The sequence below is a fragment of the Blastopirellula sediminis genome (assembly GCF_020966755.1).
In the GTDB taxonomy this organism is placed as follows: Bacteria; Planctomycetota; Planctomycetia; order Pirellulales; family Pirellulaceae; genus Blastopirellula; species Blastopirellula sediminis.
Window position 1 is genome coordinate 2,887,549 of sequence record NZ_JAJKFT010000010.1, and the last position, 17,185, is coordinate 2,904,733.

Here is a 17,185-nt window from a genome sequence, read left to right on the forward strand (position 1 = left end):
ATTGACGTTGGAAGAACAAGATATCGATGCGGTACGCCGGCTGAACGCCGCCTACGAGCAGATCACGCGCGAACTTTCGAAGGTGATCGTCGGCCAGCAAGAGGTGGTGGAGCAGCTGTTGATTTCGCTCTTCGCCGGCGGGCATTGCCTGTTGGTCGGCGTGCCTGGTTTGGCGAAGACGCTGATGATTCGGAGCTTGGCCGAATCTCTCTCGCTCGACTTCAATCGCATTCAATTCACGCCGGACCTGATGCCGTCCGACATCACCGGCACGGAAGTGATCCAAGAGGACAAGTCGACCGGTCAACGCGAGTACCGCTTCATCCCCGGTCCGATCTTCGCCAACGTCATCCTGGCGGACGAAATCAACCGTACGCCGCCGAAGACGCAAGCCGCGCTGCTGGAAGCGATGCAAGAGCATCAGGTGACCGCCGGCGGCCAGCGGCATCGTCTGCCGACTCCGTTCTTCGTGTTGGCGACGCAAAACCCGATCGAACAGGAAGGGACCTATCCGCTGCCGGAAGCGCAGCTCGACCGGTTCATGTTCAACGTCCAGGTCGATTACCCGTCGCAAGCGGAAGAGCTCGAGATCGTCCGCCGCACGACCGCCGATCATCATGTGCTGATCACGCCGACCCTGTCGGCCGAGGATATCGCCCAGCTGACGCACGTCGTCCGCAAGGCGCCGGTCGCCGATCATGTCGCCGAGTATGCGATCCAGCTGGTTCGCATGACGCGCAAGGGGCGTGACGAGACGCCGGACTTCGTCTCGCAATATGTGCAGTGGGGCGCTGGACCACGCGCAAGTCAGTACCTGGTGCTGGGCGCCAAGTCGCGGGCCGTGTTGCAAGGGCGAACCTTCGTCACCACGCAAGACGTGCAAGCGGTCGCGCTGCCGGTGCTGCGTCATCGGATGCGAACCAATTTTACCGCCGACGCCGAAGGGATCACGACTGATGATCTGATTCGTCGCCTTATCGAACTCGTTCCCACGGTCGCCGCCGATGAACAAGCCGACAAAGCGTTTAGATCCGCAAACGCTGGCTAAGCTGCATGGCTTGAGAATGCGGGCCCAGCACATCGTCGAAGGGTTCGTCTCGGGTTCGCATCGTAGTCCCTATCGCGGCTTCTCGATTGAGTTCGCCGAACACCGAGAGTACGCGCCGGGGGATGACCTGCGCTATCTCGACTGGAAGGTCTTCGGCCGAACCGACAAGTTCTATCTGAAGCAGTACGAAGACGAAACGAACCTGATCGCCTACCTGGTCCTCGACGTCAGCGAAAGCATGACCTACGCTGGGCCAGGTTCGCCGCTGTCAAAGCTCGAATACGCCGAGTGCATCGCCGCGACGATGGCCTGGCTGACGCTCCATCAGCAAGACGCCGTCGGCTTGGCGACGTTCGACGAAGACGTGCGGACGTTGATCGAACCGGGCAGCAGCCCAACGCAACTTCAGCAGTTTTTCGACGTGCTTGATCGAACCGAGCCGCGTCGCAAAACCTCGACCGGACCGATCTTTCATCAGCTGGCCGAACGGTTCCGCAAGCGAGGGATCGTGCTGGTGATTAGCGACTTCTTTGACGACGTCGACGCGATGATCGCCGGGCTGAAGCATTTTCGGCATCGGCGGCATGACGTGGTGCTGGTTCATTTGCTCGATCCGGCGGAACTCGATTTTCCGTTTCAGCAGCCGACGCTGTTTCATGGGTTGGAGCAGATGCCGGAACTGCTGGTCGATCCGCAGTCGCTTCGCAAAGCCTACTTGCGTGAGATCAACGCGGCGATCGACTCGCTGAAGGCTCAGGCTCGCAGCGCCAATATCGATTACTTGCAGGTACGGACCGATCAGCCGCTCGACGTGGTGCTGAACGCGTTTTTGTCGGGACGTATGGCTAGGATGCATTCGTAAGGAAAGATCGCTCGTGTCGCTTTTGGCCGTCAGCCCGTTTTTGTTTTCCAGCGCCGGTATGTTGGCGTGGGGACTGGCCGCCGCTGCGCCGATCTTGATTCACCTCTGGAATCGTCGCCGTCATCGCGAGACGACCTGGGCGGCGATGCAGTATCTGATCGCGGCGATGAAGAAGAACTCGCGGCGGATTCAGATCGAGCAACTGCTGCTGCTGATCATCCGCTGTGCGATCATGCTGCTGTTTGCCCTGGCGCTGGCTGACATCTCTTGCACGACCGGCTCGCCATTGGCCGCTTCGGCGTCGCTTGATGCGCGGCATACGGTGATCGTGATCGACGGTTCGTACAGCATGGACTATCGCGAGAATGGCCGTTCGCGGTTTGACGCTGCCAAAGAGGAAGCTCGACATATTGTCGAAGCGACTTCGCAAGGGGACGGCTATACGCTGGTCCGCATGGGCGAGCCGCCGCTGGTCGTGATTGGCGATCCTGCCTACGACGCCGGCGACGTGCTGCAAGAGATCGACGCGCTGCAGATCGCTCATAGCGGCGCCAATCTCGAAGCGACGCTCGCCGAGGTTGAAAAAATCGTGGATGGCGCCCATGAGAATCACCCGCGGCTGACTCGCTCGCGAGTGATCATGCTCAGCGACTTGCAAAAGACGACCTGGGAAGCGGCTTCGGCGGCGACTCCCCGGTTTGAACAACTCGCGAAAAAGAGCAGCCTCAGCTTGATCGACCTGGGGCAACCGTCGACCGGCAACGCGTTCATCGAAAGCGTGCGAATGGTCGAGCCGTTTGCGACGCTCGCGGCGCCGAGCACGTTCGAGATTGACGTCCGTCGCTTGGGAGAACTTGGCGAAGGGGGCAAGAGCGTGCGGATGTTTGTTGACGATACGCTGGTCGGTCAGCAACTGATCGACCTGTCGAGCAGCGAAGCGGCCGCCGCGCAGTTCTCGTATCGATTTGAAAAGGTGGGGGACCACGCGGTCGAGTTTCGGCTCGACGACGACGCGCTTCCGATTGACGATCATCGCTGGATCGTCGCGTCGGCGAAGGATCAAGTTCGCGTCTTGTGCGTCGCCGGTAATCCCGGCGCGGCGAAGTTTTTGAAGTTCGCCCTCCGTCCGGATGACGCGGCTGCGGCGGCGATCGCACCGGAAGTGATCAGTCAATCGGCGCTGGTCGAAATTGATCTGACTCCTTACGCTGCGATCTTCGTCGCCGACGCCGCCCGGTTCACGGCACAAGAAGCAGGCGTACTCGCCGAGTATGCACAAACGGGGAAGGGGATCGCTTTCTTCCTGGGGCCCGACGTTGACGCTGACAACTACAACCGGTTGCTCGGCTCAAAGGAGCATCCGCTGCTTCCGGTGGTGTTGGAAGGGGCGAGCAACGAAGGGGACTTTCGGTTTGATCCCCGCGGTTACGAACATCCGCTGGTCGAGCCCTTCCGCGGCCAGCAAGGGGGCGGGCTATTGTCGACGCCGGTGTGGCGTTACTTCCGCCTTAAGAAAAACGAAACGGCTCGGACCGCGCTCTGGTTCGATAGCGGCGATCCGGCGATTGTGCTTGGCAGCGGAGTGACCGGCGACACCGGCGAAGCGGTCGACAACGTGGCGGTGATCGCATTGCCGGCGTCGATTGCAACCGGCTCGGGACAGCCTTGGTCGGCGCTGCCAACTTGGCCTAGCTTTCCGCCGCTGGTGCAGGAAACGCTCGCCCAAGTCGTACGCGGCGAAAGCGATCAACAGAACGTGTTGGTTGGTCAGGTGCTGCAAGGTCGACTTACCGCCAGCAGCAGCGCCGTTACCGCGGCGATGACGACTCCGCGCGGCGAAACGCAGCGTCTGGGACGACTGCCGGACGGAAGCTGGGCGTTTGACGAAACCGAAACGAGCGGCATCTATCGCTTGCAAGTGAGCGATCGCCCGAAGGAAGACGAATTGTTTGCGGTCAATTTGCGCACGGCGGAGAGCGACCTGACGCAGGTGTCGCGGGAAGAGCTGCCGCCGGTGCTGTTTCAAGCGAGCTCCGACGAAGGCGCCTATTTGGCGACCGGAATTACCGACGGGATTCCACTCTTCCGGATGCTACTGATCAGCGTGCTGGCGCTGTTGTTGTTGGAACCGATTCTTGCCTGGAAGTTTGGATCGGCCGCCCTATGAACGACGCATTTGACCGCTGGGTTTACTGGTTCTTCGCTGGCGACGCCGAGCTGAAGGCGGAAGGTTTGCAGTCGAGTCTGCAATGGATCGCTCCCTGGGCGCCCTGGATCACGATTGCGATTCTGGTCGGCGGCGGACTGCTGGTCGCATCGATCTACTACCGCGAACGTTCGACCAAGCAGGCCTGGTACAAAGCGACGTTGGCCGCGATGCGAATCGCGCTGGTCGCGCTCGTCCTGTTTATGCTGTACGGCTTGTCGCTGCGTCCCTTTCGGACTGATACGCCGGACCTGGTGCTGGCGCTTGACGACTCGCAAAGTATGTCGCACGTCGACGCACTTAGCGGCGAAGAAGCGTCGCAGATCGAATCGCGACTTTCGGCCGCCGGCTACATGCAGGCGTCGCGCTGGAATCAGGGACGGACGTTGCTACTGGGCGAAGAATGGTTCGATCAGCTGAAGTCGCGGTATCGGTTGAAGGGATACTTTGTCGGCGATAGCGGACGCGCGTGGAGCGGCGACGTCGAACATTGGCCCGACATGCTGAAGACCGCCGAAGCGACTCGGCCGGCAAGCCGGTTGGGAGATAGTCTTAGCGAAATCTTCCAGCAACAGCGCGGCCGACCGACCGCGGCGGTGGTCTTGTTGACCGACGGGATCACGACCGAAGGAAAATCGCTTTCCGATGCGGCGGTCGTTGCGCGACGTCGAGGCGCCCCGCTCTTTGTGGTCGGACTTGGCAGTCGTCAGCGGCAGTTGAATGCTCGCGTCGAAGATCTCGATGTCGAACGAGCCGCGTTCGTCGGCGATCCGCTCAGTTTCAAGTTTCGCTTCGGCGCGACCGGCATGGCGGGCAAAACGGCGAAGGTGACGCTCCGCAAGAAGGATGACTCCGAGATTCTGGCCGAGAAGAACGTTTCGGTCGCGACCGACGAAATGACGCGGCAGATGGAATTGCAGTTCCGCCCGACCGAGAAAGGAGACTTCACCTTCATCATCTCGGTCGAAGCGGGAGACGACGAAGTCGATCTGAGCGATAACGAGGCGACCGCCCAAGTCGCCGTTCGTGATGATGCGATCAAGGTGCTGCTGGTCGATTCGCAGCCGCGGTTTGAGTATCGCTATCTCAAGACGTTGTTCGAGCGGCAACTGAAGCCGATCACCGCGAGCGGCAAACCGGAGAATGCGTTTGATCTGACGGCGATTCTTCAAGATTCCGACATGGAGTATTCCGACCAGGACGCCGTCGCAGAGCGGATATTTCCCTCGAGCCAGGAAGAGCTGTTCAAGTTTGATGTGCTGGTGATCGGCGATGCAAACCCCGCGTTTTTGAGCCGCAGCAATTTGGACCTGGTCCACAAGTTTGTAGTGGAGAAGGGGGGCGGCGTCATCTTCGTCGCCGGCGATCAGTTTTTGCCGTGGCAGTATGGCGGAACTCCGGTTGCGGCCCTCTTTCCGTTTCAAATTGAAGGCGCCCAGCGACCTTCACCGCCGCTGACCAGTTCGATCCCGGTGAAGCTCAGCAATCTGGGCGTCACTTCGCCGCCGCTGCAAGTTGGCGCCAATACCAGCGAAACGCTCCGCCGTTGGGATTCGATCAAGCAGTTGTATTGGCTGCCGGAGTTCACGTCGCTGAAGCCTGGCGCCCAGGTCTTGGCGTCGGCCCGCGATCGGTTCGATCCGCAGGGTGATCCGATTCCGCTGCTGATGCAACAGTTCGTCGGCGGCGGGAAGGTGATGTTTCTGGCGAGCGACGATCTGTGGCGATGGGAATACCACGACCCGTTCTGGATGCAGACGGTCCGTTATTTGGCGCGAGCGTCGGTCCTGGGCGGAGGCTGGGGCGCCGAGTTGGCTGCAAGTCGCAGCGAATACGAACGGGGCGAACCGGTGCGATTGCGGGTTCGTTTCTTCGACGACCGCAAAGCGCCGACCAGCGACCAAGGGGTAACGGTGATGATCGAACAAGCGGGGGGACGCCAACGCCGCGTGTCGCTCGCTCGCAGTTCGGGAAGCCGCGACACGTTTGAAGCGGCAATCAGCGATCTGCCGGAAGGGGAGTATCGGGCCTGGATCGCCGAACCGGTGATGTCCGACGCCCCCGAGCAAGCGGCGACTAATTTTCGAATTGAAGCGACCGCTGGCGAAATGGCCCGGTTGGCCGCCGATTTTGATGAGCTTCGCGCCGCTGCGACCGCCGCCGGTGGAAAGTTTTATACCTTCGCCGAGGCGACGCAGCTGCTGAAAGACCTGCCGGAGGGGCGTCAGGTGCGGATAGAAACCTTGTCGCCGATTCCGGTTTGGAATTCGTGGAAACTAGCGACCCTGTTCGTCAGTCTCATTATTGGCGAGTGGTTGTTGCGCAAACGGGGAGGGATGCTGTAACGGCATACCGCGGGGTTTTTGACTAGAAGCCCCCGTCGAAAGGCCGGTATAGTGAAGGAAATGATCCTTAAACCATAGATAGGACATGAAGCACCCGATAATTCAGCAAGTCGAACGGATCCGAAACCGCGCCATGCGGTTGGTTCGGCTGCGCGCGCTCCTTTGGTGCGTCGCGGCGCTGTTGGGGGCGATTTGCGGAATCGCACTGCTCGACTATCTAGTCCATAGCGAAGATGCCGGGACGCGATACTTCTTCTCGCTCGCTGCGTGGGGAAGCTGCATTGCGATTGTCATTTATCTGTTGCCGGCGGCCTGGAAATGGAAGCCGAGTCTGCTGTCGACGGCGCAGCGGTTGGAGTCGTTCTTTCCGCAATTCCGCGATCGGATTTCGAGCTCGCTAGAGTTTCTCGAAAGCGGCGCTTCGACCGGTTCGTTGCAGTTGCAGCGGAACGTGGTTGCGGAAACCGAAGCGGACCTGCAGAGCTACGATCTGGAAGCGGCCGTCAATCGCGATCTCTACAAGCGTGGGGCGCTGGTGGCGATTGCCGCGATCGCGGTGGCTTCGATTCTGGCGGTTGCGGCGCCACGTTACGCCCAGATCGCGATGACCCGCTTGGCGGCGCCTTGGAGCGACGCCCAGTGGCCGCGCGTCAATCAACTGCAGTTCGTCGATCCGCCGAGCAGCGTTGCGGTCGGCGAAAGCGTGTCGCTGGAAGTGATCGACGGGGGCGGAAAACTGCCGGACGGGGTGACGCTGCAAGTTGATCGGGGAGACCGAATCGAATCGCTGCCGATGGAATTCGACTTCGGCAAATCGGTGATGAAACGGACGTTGGCCAACGTCACGACCGACTTGCGTTATCGCGCCTATGGCGGCGACGACGACGCGATGTCTTGGCGGACCTTGAAAGCGGTCGATCCTCCCAGAATCATCGACGTTCAGGTGACGGTCGTTCCGCCGGAATATACCGAGTGGGAGTCGACGCCGTCGCCGCGAGTGATCCTGGCGCTGCAAGGCTCGCAAATTAACATCGCCGGCAAGGTCGATCAACCGATCGCCATGGCCCGGCTGCACCTGGAAAACTCCGAAGGGAAGCGGACCATTCCGCTGAAAGTTGGGGACGATCAGCTTTCGCTCCTTAGCGATCCGGAGCAGCCGTTCCAGTTGACCGCGTCCGGCGTTTATTGGCTGGAAGTCGAAACTTCCGGTGGACTGGTTCGAACCGAGCGGGATCGTTTTCAAGCTCGCGCCGTGCAGGACAAGACGCCGGAGCTGGTTTGGAAAAAGCCGGAAGAGAACATCTTCGTCACGCCGACCGCTAACATCGAATTGGCGGCTGATGCGATCGACGATCTGGGACTGGCCCGCGTCCTGCTGAAGTATATGAATCTGCGGGCGACCGACGCCGGAGCGACCGAGATCGAACTGTGGACGGCGCCGGCCGACGCGCAACTAGCCAAGTCGCTCGAGTCGCTCAGCGCCAACCCGTTGCCGCCGGTCCCGGTGACTTACCAGTGGCAATTGAAAGACCTGCAAGGTTTGCAGCCGGGCGACGTGTTGGAAGCGACGTTGGTCGCCTACGACCGGAAGCCGCAAGAAGGGGTCAGCTTGCCGCGGCGAATTACGATCGTCACGCCGGAGCAGATGGAAGAGCGGATCATCGCGATGCAGCGGCGACTGATCACCCAATTGAGCGAAGCGGCCCAGGCGCAAGCCGAAGCGAGGAGCGAAACGTCGGCCGTGGAAATTGCGGCCGGCGAAGGAAAGCCGCTCGGTCCGCAAGATCGATCGCGTTTGCAAAACGCCGAACTGCGTCAGCGCCGGGTTCGTCGCGAGATCGCCGACCCGCAAACCGGCGTCGCCTCGCAGATCAAAAAGATCCAGCGTGAGATGGAACAAAACGGGCTCGACGATCCCGACACCAAAGAGCAGCTCGCCGCCCTGAAGGCGCAGACCGAGAAGATGGCGAGCCAGGAACTGGCCAGCATCGAGAACAAGCTGGGCGAAGCGAAACGGGACATCGAACTGCAAGAGAACGCACCTCCGGCCGAACGTGCCGAGCAAGCGTCGGAGATGCGGGGCAAACTTTCCGAGACGGTCCAGCAGCAGCGTAACGCGGAGAATCAGCTGGAAGAGATGATCTCCGGGCTGTCGCAGTGGGATACCTATCGCCGTTTCGCGCTCGACCTTCGTTCGCTGCGTGAGCGTCAGCAAGATTTGCAAGAGCGGACGAAAGAGGAGCAAGCGGCGACGATCGGCAAAACTCCCGAGAATCTTGATCCGGCCGAACGTTCGGAACGAAAACGTCTGGCGACCGATCAGGCCGACTTGGCGAATCAGCTCGATCGAATCCAATCGCGGATGCGCGAGATGGAGCAACAACTCGCGGGCAAAGAGCCGGCGGCGGCCGAAACGCTCAAAGACGCCGTCGAACAGCAGCGGCAGCAAGCGATTTCGCAAAAGATGCGAGAAGCAGGCGTCCAGCTGGCGCAGAACCAGATGGGCGAAGCGGCCAACGCGCAGTCGGAAGTCGACAAGGAGTTGGGCGAGATGCTCGACATCTTGAACAACCGCCGCGAAAACCGTTTGAAGCAACTCTCCGAGAAGTTGAAAGAGGCGGAGCAAGAGCTGAAAGAGTTGACCGCCAAGCAGAAAGGTCTGCAAGACAAGCTGAAGCAAGCGGCCAAGACGCAGGACCCACAGGAGCGCCAGCGACAACTGGAGCGTCTCTCCCAAGAGCAGAAGAACTTGCAGGAGCAAGCGGAACGGTTGGCTCGCAAGTTGGAACGCTTGCGAGCCGACAAGGCGGCCAGCGCCGTTCGCAACTCGGCGCAGAAGCTGGAGAAAGCGGCTGACAACGCCGCCAACGATGACGCGGGGGCCTCGCTGGAACAACAAGAGCAAGCCGAGCGTGATCTCGAAGACGCGCAGCAAGAGCTGGCCGAAAAACAGAAGCAGGTCGAAAAGGACCTGGCCGACGAACAGTCGCAGCGACTGCGGCAGTCGATTGAGTCGATGGTGACGCAGCAGAAAACGGTGGTCCGCGAGATCGACCGGCTGCGGGAGATCGTCGGCAGTCGGGCCCCGAATGAGGCCGAAGGAGAGTCAATCCGGCTCGTCTCGCAACTGCAAAAGGGGCTGATGACGGAAACCGCAGATTTTGCTCGGACGATTTCCAAGGCGGCGGTGTTCCATCTTTCGCTGACCACGGCGGCCGATTTGATGCGGGAAACGGCCCGCGGACTCGACGCTCGCGACCTGTCCGATCTGACGCAGCGGACCGCCGATCAGGCGGCGACGCGGCTTGAGCAACTGCTGGTCGCGATGGACGAAAGCGATGCGGAAGAGAATCAGCCGCAAAAGAACGATCAGGGGGAACAACAAGGCCAACAATCGGGCGGCGATCAGCAAGGGAATCAGGACGGAATCAGCCAGATCGCCCAGTTAAAATTGCTGAAACTGATGCAGCAGGGGGTGAATGACCTGACCGCCGAAGCGGCGGCTCGCCTGGCGAAGGAATCTCCCCCCTCGGTCGAGCTGGAAATAGAATTGGCCCGCTTGGCGAAAGAACAGGGCGACCTGGCCGAATTGGCGTTAGAATTAACAAAGCCGGCCAAGGAAGATATCTTCGAGATCGAAGAAGAAGAGAAGGAAGCCGATCCCGCCGACCAGCCGAAGGCGGACGACAAAGCTGCGGAGGAGAATCTGTAATGCGAATCATCCTGATGCTCGCGACAAGCGTTCTTCTGGCCGCCGCTTCGCCGGTGCTGGCTGCTCCCGCCGCCGACCAGGATTCGCTCGATCAAGAGCTGCTCGACGGCCTGGGCGACGATCTGTTTGAAGGGCTGGACGTTCCCGAGATGGTTCCGGCCAAGCCGAGCGAAAAAGAGCCCGCCGGCGAACAAGATCCGCTGCAGCCGGCCGAAGAGGGCGCCGCGAAGCCTGCCGAGCAGCCGGATGGGGAAGGCATCGGCGAAGGACCGGAGAACCCGCTGGTCAAAGTTGGTCGCGATATGCAGACGGTGCAGGACCGGATTGGCCAAGGTCAAGCCGAAGACGACACCCTCGCGATGCAGCGTTCGATCATCAAGCAGCTGGAAGACTTGATCGAACAGGCCAAACAGCAGCAACAGCAACAACAACAGCAGCAGAGCCAAAGCCAGCAGCAACAGCAACAGCAACAGCAACAACAAAAAAATCAGCAGCAACAGCAACAGCAGCAAAACCAACAACAACAGCAGCAGTCGCAGCAATCGGGCCAGCAGCAACCGCAAAACGGCGGCGCCGAGCCTCAGCCTCAGGAAGGCGAAGGGGAGGAGCAGTCGCAACAGCAGCGCGAAAGCGAGCAGGCGATGGAAAGCAGCGACGAGGTGCGCGATACCGATTACAAACTATTGCCGCTCGAAGCCCGCGGTGCGTTGATCAAGGAAGTTTGGGGGCAACTCCCCGAGCGAGTCCGTCAGCAACTGCAAAACGCTTCGGTCGAAAAGTTTCTGCCAAAATACGAACGCCTCACGGAAGACTATTTCCGCCGTCTGGCGGAAGAGGAGCAGGAAGGTCGATGATTCGCCGCCGCTCACAACCCGCTTTGGCCGTCGTTCCTAGGGAGAGGTCATGACGAAATCGAGCCGACGACAGTTTCTGACGGCGCTTGCCGCGGCCCCATTGGCCCTGCAAGCTCGCTATTGCCTGGCCCAGGTAGAGCCGGAGATGTCGCGCTCGGCCGACATGATCACGCCGGAAGCTCGCACCGCAATCGACGCCGGTTTAACGTATCTGGCCGATCGGCAGATCAAAGAAGGTCGCGGTCGCGGCTCCTTCGGCTTTGACGGCTATCGAGCCAATACGGCGGTCGTCGCCCTATCAGGCATGGCCTTCATGGCGCATGGCAGTTCGCCCGGTCGTGGGCCGTATGGTCAGAACATCGACTACTGCATCGAGTACATTCTCGCCAACTCGCAAGAGGGCGGTTTCATCGCGATTCCGGGCGCCGCGACGCACGGTCCGATGTATGGACATGGTTTCGCGACGCTGTTCCTGGCCGAAGTTTACGGGATGTCGTCCGATTCGTCGGTGCGCGAAAAGCTGGCCGAAGCGGTCAAGCTGATCGTCGACACGCAAAACATCGACGGCGGATGGCGGTATGAGCCGGTTCGCCAGGACGCCGACATCTCGGTCACCGTCTGCCAGATGATGGCGCTGCGAGCGGCGCGTAACGCGGGGATTTACGTTCCGAACGAAACGGTCGATCGCTGCGTCGATTACGTCAAACGGAGCCAGAATCCGGACGGCGGCTTCATGTACATGCTGCAAAGCGGCGGACCGAGCGCGTTTCCCCGTTCGGCCGCTGGAGTCGTCGCGATGAACAGCGCCGGCATCTACTCTGGCGAAGAAGTCGATCGCGGGATGCAGTACCTGGTCGAGAATCTCCAGAACCCGCGTGAGATCCGCAGCAACAGCCACTTCTTCTACGGTCAGTACTACGCGTCGCAAGCCTTCTGGCATGCCGGCGACGCCATGTGGCGTCAGTATTATCCGGTAGTCCGCGAGTACCTGCTCAGTCGCCAGACCGCTGGCGGTTATTGGCCTGATTTCATCTGCCCGGAATATGGGACTGCGATGGCCTGCATTGTATTGCAGATGCCGAACAACTACCTGCCGATCTTCCAGCGATAACCAACCTTGATGTTCTGTTTTCGATTAGTCGCGATCGCGGTCTGCCTCGCTTCCGCACTGCCGCTGGTTCGCGCCGAAGGTACGCTGCTGAAGCTGGATCAAGTGCGGCGAACCTTGCAGTTGGCCGGTATCGAAGGGGACGAGTGGACCTTCCTGGATCCCCAAGGCCAACTGGAGAAGATTCCCAGCTCCCAAATCGTCCGCTATGGGGCTCCGGCTCCGCTGGTGAAGACGCCGCTGATCGTGCTGGCCAGCGGAGGTCGAATCGTTCTGCAAGACATCCTGCTGTCGCGTCGCCAACTGGTCGGCTATCCGACCAGGACGTTCGACGAAGTCAAACTGCCGCTTCGCATGATTCGGGGCATCGCGCTGCGGCTGCCGCTGGACGACGTCAAACGCCAGGAACTGCTTGATCGAATCGAGAACTACAACGGGATTGACGATCAATTGCTGCTCGAAAATGGGGACGTCATTTCCGGATTGGTGGCGGCGATCAAGTCGGAAACGATTCAGCTGGAGACCGAATCGAGTTCGCTGGAAGTTGATCGGACGCGCGTTGCGGCGATTTTGTTCGCTCCAGGTTTGACGCCGACCTCGAAGGACTCGTTCGACGCCTGGATCGGTCTGCGGGACGGTTCGCTGTTGCCGGTGCGCAAGATCAAATTTGCGGATGACGAAATGACGGCCGAAATCGGTCGGGACGTCACGTTGGTTTCGGTCCCGGGCGCTTCGCTGCTGCGGGATATCGTCTACGCCGAGCCTCACTCAAGCGACGTGATCTACGTTTCCGACTTGCCGAAGCTGCAGGACAAGCAGGTCTCGTTTCTGACGACCGGCTGGAGCTTTCAGCGCGATCGGAATGTTCTCGGCGCCGAACTCTCGGCCGACGGACAGCTCTATCGCAAAGGGCTGGGCGTTCATAGCACCTCTCGTCTGGCCGCGCCGATTCCGAAGGGATTCAAGCGGTTTGCGGCCGAGATCGCCGTCGACGGTTCGTCGGGGAGCGAAGGAAGCGTGAACTTCCGCGTCTATCTTGCCGGAGCGGACGGCGTCTGGAAGCCCGCCTATCAAGGAGAGATCATCCGGGGCGGAATGCCGGCGGAACCGATCAGCGTGCCGCTGGGAGAGGCGGCGGCGATTGCGCTGGTGGTCGACTTCGCGGATCGTGGCGACGTCAAAGACCGGGCCGATTGGCTCTCGGCCCGCTTCGAAAAATAGAGACGCGTTCTGCTAACGCTTGGCGCCGGGGATCAGGAAGCTCAAGTGGTGTTGGCAATGCCAGAGATGGAGCTTGCGCCACTCCTCTTTCGTCAGTTGTCCCACCACCGGCGATTCGACGAACTCGACGTCGTCTTGCATGACGCGAGCCATCGCTTGCTCTAGCTCCGCCATCCGGATTTCGTCATCGGCGTTGGTCGAGGGAAGGGTCGACGGGGGGGCTTTCGCGCGGATGCTGACGGCGCCTCCCTTGAGGATCGTCGGCAAGTAGAGCATTCGCACGACGGGACGCACAATCGGCAGCCAGAACGGGATTGGATCTTTGTAGCCGTCAATCGATTGATTCATGCAAGCGGCCAGGTGCTGACAGATCTGTCCCAAGTTCCACTTGCCGACGCGGTGATAACCGACATCCGCCAGGTGACGACATTCTATGAGCACTTCGTCAAAGTTTTCAAACGATAATTCGCGGCGTTTCGTCGTCCCGACGTCGTCGCTTGCTCGACTGCTGGCAATCATGCTCCCCATCCTTTTCTTAAGGACCCACGCGCGACTTATAAATGCTTTTAAACCAAAAAAAAGGCCGATGTCGTACTGCGACATCGGCCTCTTCTCGTATTTCGTATTGTGAATCGCTTAGCGAGTTCCGGGTCGCTAAGAGATGATCTCGTCTTCTTGCGGCGCGCCAGGATCAGGTCGCTGGCCACGCAGCACGCTATTTCCCTCAAACAATCTCGATTCGTCGATCGGCTGAGGATTCAGCCAGTCCGTCTCGTTGAATTGTCCGCTCTGATTATATGCGGAAATTGCGTTCTTGTAACAAGTTAGCTGAACATCTTCTTCGCTGATACCCTGACTGAGCATCAGATTGCCCGTTTTGGTCACCGCGAGAGGGTCTGACATGCCCCAATCGGCGGAGGAGTCGACGATGATTCTGTCCGAGCCGTATTGTTTGACGATGTCGACCATCCGTTGGTTCCCCATCTTCGTCTTCGGGTAGATGGTAAACGCCGCCCAGTAGCCGCGGTCGAGAACCTCTTTGCAGGTTTCCTCGTTGTTGTGGTCGATGACGACCATGTGCGGCGCGAGGCCATGTTCTTCGATGATGTCCATGCTGCGGTACGTCCCCTTCTTCTTGTTGCGGTGGGGCGTATGGATCATCACTGGCAATTCCAGCTCTTTCGCCAGGTCGAGTTGCACGCGGAGCGCACGCTCTTCGGCGGCGGTCATGTCGTCAAAGCCGATTTCGCCGACGGCGACCACGTTGTCTTTCGCCAGAAACAACGGCAACATGTCGAGCACTTCTTCCGCCAGACGTTCGTTATTCGCTTCTTTGGCGTTCAGGCCGATCGTGCAGTAATGCTTGATGCCGAACTGTCCCGCCCGAAAGCGCTCGAAGCCGACCAGGCTCGAAAAATAATCATGGAAGGCGCCGGCCGTGGTGCGCGGTTGTCCCAACCAGAAGGCCGGCTCGATCACGGCGACGATGCCCGCTTCGGCCATTCGCTCATAGTCATCGGTCGTACGCGACGAGCAGTGGATGTGAGGGTCGATGTAACGCATGCTGTTCCCTTCTGGTTAATTCGCGTACGCGGCGGCGCAAATGCCGCTCCAGGTTATCTTGCCTTGATCGATCTGGGCGGCGAGCTGCGGTTGGGTACGCAAGATCTCATCCGCTTCGTCCGTCGCACTCGCGGCTAGCGCCAAGGCGATCGCCTGCTTTTCTAGTTCGGTACCATCGGCGAGGATCGCCGTCATATCTTCCAGCGCCGTTTCATCGGCAAACGGGCCGACCATGCGCCACAGTTCGACCGGGATCGGACGTTTGGCGGCGCGACGTTCGTGAGCGTAGTCGATCAGCATCTCGGCCAACGTCGGATTGACGCGTCGATCGATGCCGATCATCGGGTCGAGTTCGGCGCCGATGAAGAGCGCCTTCAGCACCATCTGATTCCAGGCCGCTTCCGAGAAGTACTCTTCCGGAAATGGATTGTTGTGGGCGATCGCGGAGAAAATGAATTTGACGTTCGTTCGCAGACCGTCGACGGCGCGATCGACCAGCAGTTCGGGATGGGGGAGAATCGGCAACGCTTGGAACAGCGCCACCGACTCTTGCAGTTCGGCCGCGTTGAACAACTTTTCCAGTCGGGCGAAGTAAGGCCCTGGATCGTCGCTCGGAATCGCCAACAACAAGAGCGTTCGCGCCGCTTGGCCAATGTTCCAGGTCGAAGGATTCCATCCGCTCCGAGCTTCCCGCGCCAAGTCCAACTGAAGCGACGAAAGCTCTAGCGGGAGCTTGCCGACTTTGCGCGGGGCCAGACCAAACCCGAGATAAAGGGCCGACTCGTCCCCCGACTCGACCTTGGCGATGCGATCGTCCAGCCATGCGAGCGCCGCATCGTCAGCGGCGGTCTCAAGCCAGCTGCGGAGCAATTTCGCAGGGGTGGGCGGGGTTTTGTCTCGATTTTCGAAAAGCAAGGTAATTTGCCTTTAACAGCCGTTTATTGCTAACTAGTTTAGCCTAAGTCTTCGGCTCCGCCGCTGCAAGAACGTGAGCCTTGTTTCGCCACCTCCAGCGGCGTTAGCCGAGCAGTCGAGCTGCGTCTTTGGCGAAGTAGGTAAGAACGCCGTCCGCGCCGGCCCGCTTGAAGGCCAGCAGGCTTTCGAGCATCGTTTTGTCCCGATCGAGCCAGCCGTTGGCTGCGGCGGCGGCCAGCATCGCGTACTCGCCGCTCACCTGATAGGCGAACGTCGGTGCGGCGAACTCGGCTTTAATGCGCTGGACGATGTCGAGATACGGCATTCCTGGTTTGACCATCACCATATCGGCGCCTTCGGCCAGATCGAGCGCCACTTCGCGGATCGCTTCGTCGGTGTTGGCCGGATCCATCTGGTAGGTCTTTTTGTCGCCGCCCGCCAGATTGCCGGACGAGCCGACCGCTTCACGGAAGGGGCCATAAAACGCCGAAGCGTACTTGGCGGCGTAGGCCATGATCTGCACGTGCTGAAAGCCGGACTCGTCGAGAGCATGACGAATGGCGCCAATTCGGCCATCCATCATGTCGCTCGGTGCGATAATGTCGCAGCCGGCCTCGGCTTGGACGACCGATTGTTTGCAGAGCATTTCGACCGTCTCGTCGTTGACCACGTAGCCGTTGCGGAGGAGCCCGTCATGACCATGGCTCGAATAGGGGTCGAGCGCCACGTCGCACAAGACGCCGATGTTGGAGTGGACCTGTTTGATGGCGCGGACCGCCTGGCAGACCAGGTTCCGTGGGTTGAGCGCTTCTTCCGCTTCGGGAGTTTTTAGCTCGCTAGGGGTAGCCGGAAAAATTGCGATTACGGGAATCCCCAACGCGACCGCCTGACCCACTTCTTCGACCAGCAAGTCAATTGAGAGCCGATCGACGCCTGGGAGGGACGGAATCGGCGTTCTTTTCCCTTCTCCCGGCTGAATAAAGAGTGGCCAGATCAAATCGTCGACCGTCAGGCGGTTTTCGCAGACCAGTCGGCGGGACCATTCATGGCGGCGATTACGGCGAAGGCGGGTCTCGGGAAAGCGTCCAAAAGAGCTGGTCATGGGGTGATCACCACTTTTCTGAGCGGCCGGTGGAGTACAATGGCAGGAGGTAGGGGACGCCCTTGGGACGTCGCGCTACCATCAATTGTACCAGCCGGGATTGGCGAAACTTGGTGAAATAGGGAACCAGTCGCCGCAGTGGCGAAAAAATCGCTAAAATAGCCGCTGGATTTGATTTAGATCCCCCTATGCAACCTTTCCCCGCCCCGAGCATCGAACCGAGATAACGGGTTAGTGCGGGTCGCAATC

Annotated in this window: 12 protein-coding genes; 8 read left to right on the top strand and 4 right to left on the bottom strand. The window is 60.0% G+C overall.

Annotation, left to right across the window (positions count from 1 at the left end; translation table 11 throughout):
• The first annotated feature begins 7 nt into the window (after positions 1–7).
• The 8 genes from LOC68_RS23440 to LOC68_RS23475 all read left to right on the top strand — a co-directional run bounded on the left by LOC68_RS23440 (position 8) and on the right by LOC68_RS23475 (position 13,356).
• On the top strand, positions 8–1,048 hold the full coding sequence (locus LOC68_RS23440; protein ID WP_230223256.1) for an AAA family ATPase: 1,041 nt from the start codon (positions 8–10) through the stop codon (positions 1,046–1,048).
• Positions 1,005–1,910 (top strand): DUF58 domain-containing protein, encoded by a 906-nt coding sequence (locus LOC68_RS23445; RefSeq protein ID WP_230223258.1) that lies wholly within the window; start codon positions 1,005–1,007, stop codon positions 1,908–1,910. Before LOC68_RS23440 ends, LOC68_RS23445 begins: the two co-directional genes overlap by 44 nt.
• A 13-nt stretch (positions 1,911–1,923) precedes the next feature.
• Positions 1,924–4,077, top strand: coding sequence for a VWA domain-containing protein (locus tag LOC68_RS23450; protein WP_230223260.1), 2,154 nt, complete (start codon positions 1,924–1,926; stop codon positions 4,075–4,077).
• On the top strand, positions 4,074–6,461 hold the full coding sequence (locus LOC68_RS23455) for a hypothetical protein (protein ID WP_230223261.1): 2,388 nt from the start codon (positions 4,074–4,076) through the stop codon (positions 6,459–6,461). The genes LOC68_RS23450 and LOC68_RS23455 overlap by 4 nt, the downstream gene beginning before the upstream one ends.
• Before the next feature lie 85 nt (positions 6,462–6,546).
• Positions 6,547–10,173 carry a hypothetical protein gene (locus LOC68_RS23460; protein WP_230223263.1) on the top strand — a complete coding sequence of 1,209 codons (3,627 nt, stop codon included), beginning with the start codon at positions 6,547–6,549 and terminating at the stop codon, positions 10,171–10,173.
• Positions 10,173–11,027 (top strand): hypothetical protein, encoded by an 855-nt coding sequence (locus LOC68_RS23465; protein WP_230223265.1) that lies wholly within the window; start codon positions 10,173–10,175, stop codon positions 11,025–11,027. Before LOC68_RS23460 ends, LOC68_RS23465 begins: the two co-directional genes overlap by 1 nt.
• 49 nt (positions 11,028–11,076) lie before the next feature.
• A complete protein-coding gene (locus LOC68_RS23470) occupies positions 11,077–12,138 on the top strand; it encodes a prenyltransferase/squalene oxidase repeat-containing protein (protein WP_230223267.1) in 1,062 nt (353 codons plus the stop codon).
• A gap of 9 nt (positions 12,139–12,147) precedes the next feature.
• The gene (locus tag LOC68_RS23475) at positions 12,148–13,356 is read left to right on the top strand and encodes an NPCBM/NEW2 domain-containing protein (protein ID WP_230223268.1); all 1,209 of its coding nucleotides are present in this window, start codon (positions 12,148–12,150) and stop codon (positions 13,354–13,356) included.
• A gap of 12 nt (positions 13,357–13,368) precedes the next feature.
• On the opposite strand, the gene LOC68_RS23480 is transcribed toward LOC68_RS23475, so the two are convergent.
• The 4 genes from LOC68_RS23480 to hemB all read right to left on the bottom strand — a co-directional run bounded on the left by LOC68_RS23480 (position 13,369) and on the right by hemB (position 16,936).
• Positions 13,369–13,875 carry a DUF1569 domain-containing protein gene (locus LOC68_RS23480; RefSeq protein ID WP_230223270.1) on the bottom strand — a complete coding sequence of 169 codons (507 nt, stop codon included), beginning with the start codon at positions 13,873–13,875 and terminating at the stop codon, positions 13,369–13,371.
• 135 nt (positions 13,876–14,010) lie between these two features.
• Positions 14,011–14,919, bottom strand: coding sequence for a TatD family hydrolase (locus LOC68_RS23485; RefSeq protein ID WP_230223273.1), 909 nt, complete (start codon positions 14,917–14,919; stop codon positions 14,011–14,013).
• Positions 14,920–14,934: 15 nt separating this feature from the next.
• Complete coding sequence (locus tag LOC68_RS23490) at positions 14,935–15,789, bottom strand: EboA domain-containing protein (protein ID WP_230223274.1); 855 nt, start codon at positions 15,787–15,789, stop codon at positions 14,935–14,937.
• A gap of 148 nt (positions 15,790–15,937) precedes the next feature.
• Complete coding sequence (hemB, locus tag LOC68_RS23495) at positions 15,938–16,936, bottom strand: porphobilinogen synthase (RefSeq protein WP_230223276.1); 999 nt, start codon at positions 16,934–16,936, stop codon at positions 15,938–15,940.
• Between the last annotated feature and the right edge of the window lie 249 nt (positions 16,937–17,185).

What these genes read in the sequence shown, in the direction of transcription:
- LOC68_RS23445 (WP_230223258.1), top strand. Translation starts at nt 1,005, where the DNA reads ATGAACAAGCCGACAAAGCGTTTAGATCCGCAAACGCTGGCTAAGCTG.
- LOC68_RS23455 (WP_230223261.1), top strand. Translation starts at nt 4,074, where the DNA reads ATGAACGACGCATTTGACCGCTGGGTTTACTGGTTCTTCGCTGGCGAC.
- LOC68_RS23460 (WP_230223263.1), top strand. Translation starts at nt 6,547, where the DNA reads ATGAAGCACCCGATAATTCAGCAAGTCGAACGGATCCGAAACCGCGCC.
- LOC68_RS23465 (WP_230223265.1), top strand. Translation starts at nt 10,173, where the DNA reads ATGCGAATCATCCTGATGCTCGCGACAAGCGTTCTTCTGGCCGCCGCT.
- LOC68_RS23470 (WP_230223267.1), top strand. Translation starts at nt 11,077, where the DNA reads ATGACGAAATCGAGCCGACGACAGTTTCTGACGGCGCTTGCCGCGGCC.
- LOC68_RS23475 (WP_230223268.1), top strand. Translation starts at nt 12,148, where the DNA reads ATGTTCTGTTTTCGATTAGTCGCGATCGCGGTCTGCCTCGCTTCCGCA.
- LOC68_RS23480 (WP_230223270.1), bottom strand. Translation starts at nt 13,875, where the DNA reads ATGATTGCCAGCAGTCGAGCAAGCGACGACGTCGGGACGACGAAACGC.
- LOC68_RS23485 (WP_230223273.1), bottom strand. Translation starts at nt 14,919, where the DNA reads ATGCGTTACATCGACCCTCACATCCACTGCTCGTCGCGTACGACCGAT.
- hemB (WP_230223276.1), bottom strand. Translation starts at nt 16,936, where the DNA reads ATGACCAGCTCTTTTGGACGCTTTCCCGAGACCCGCCTTCGCCGTAAT.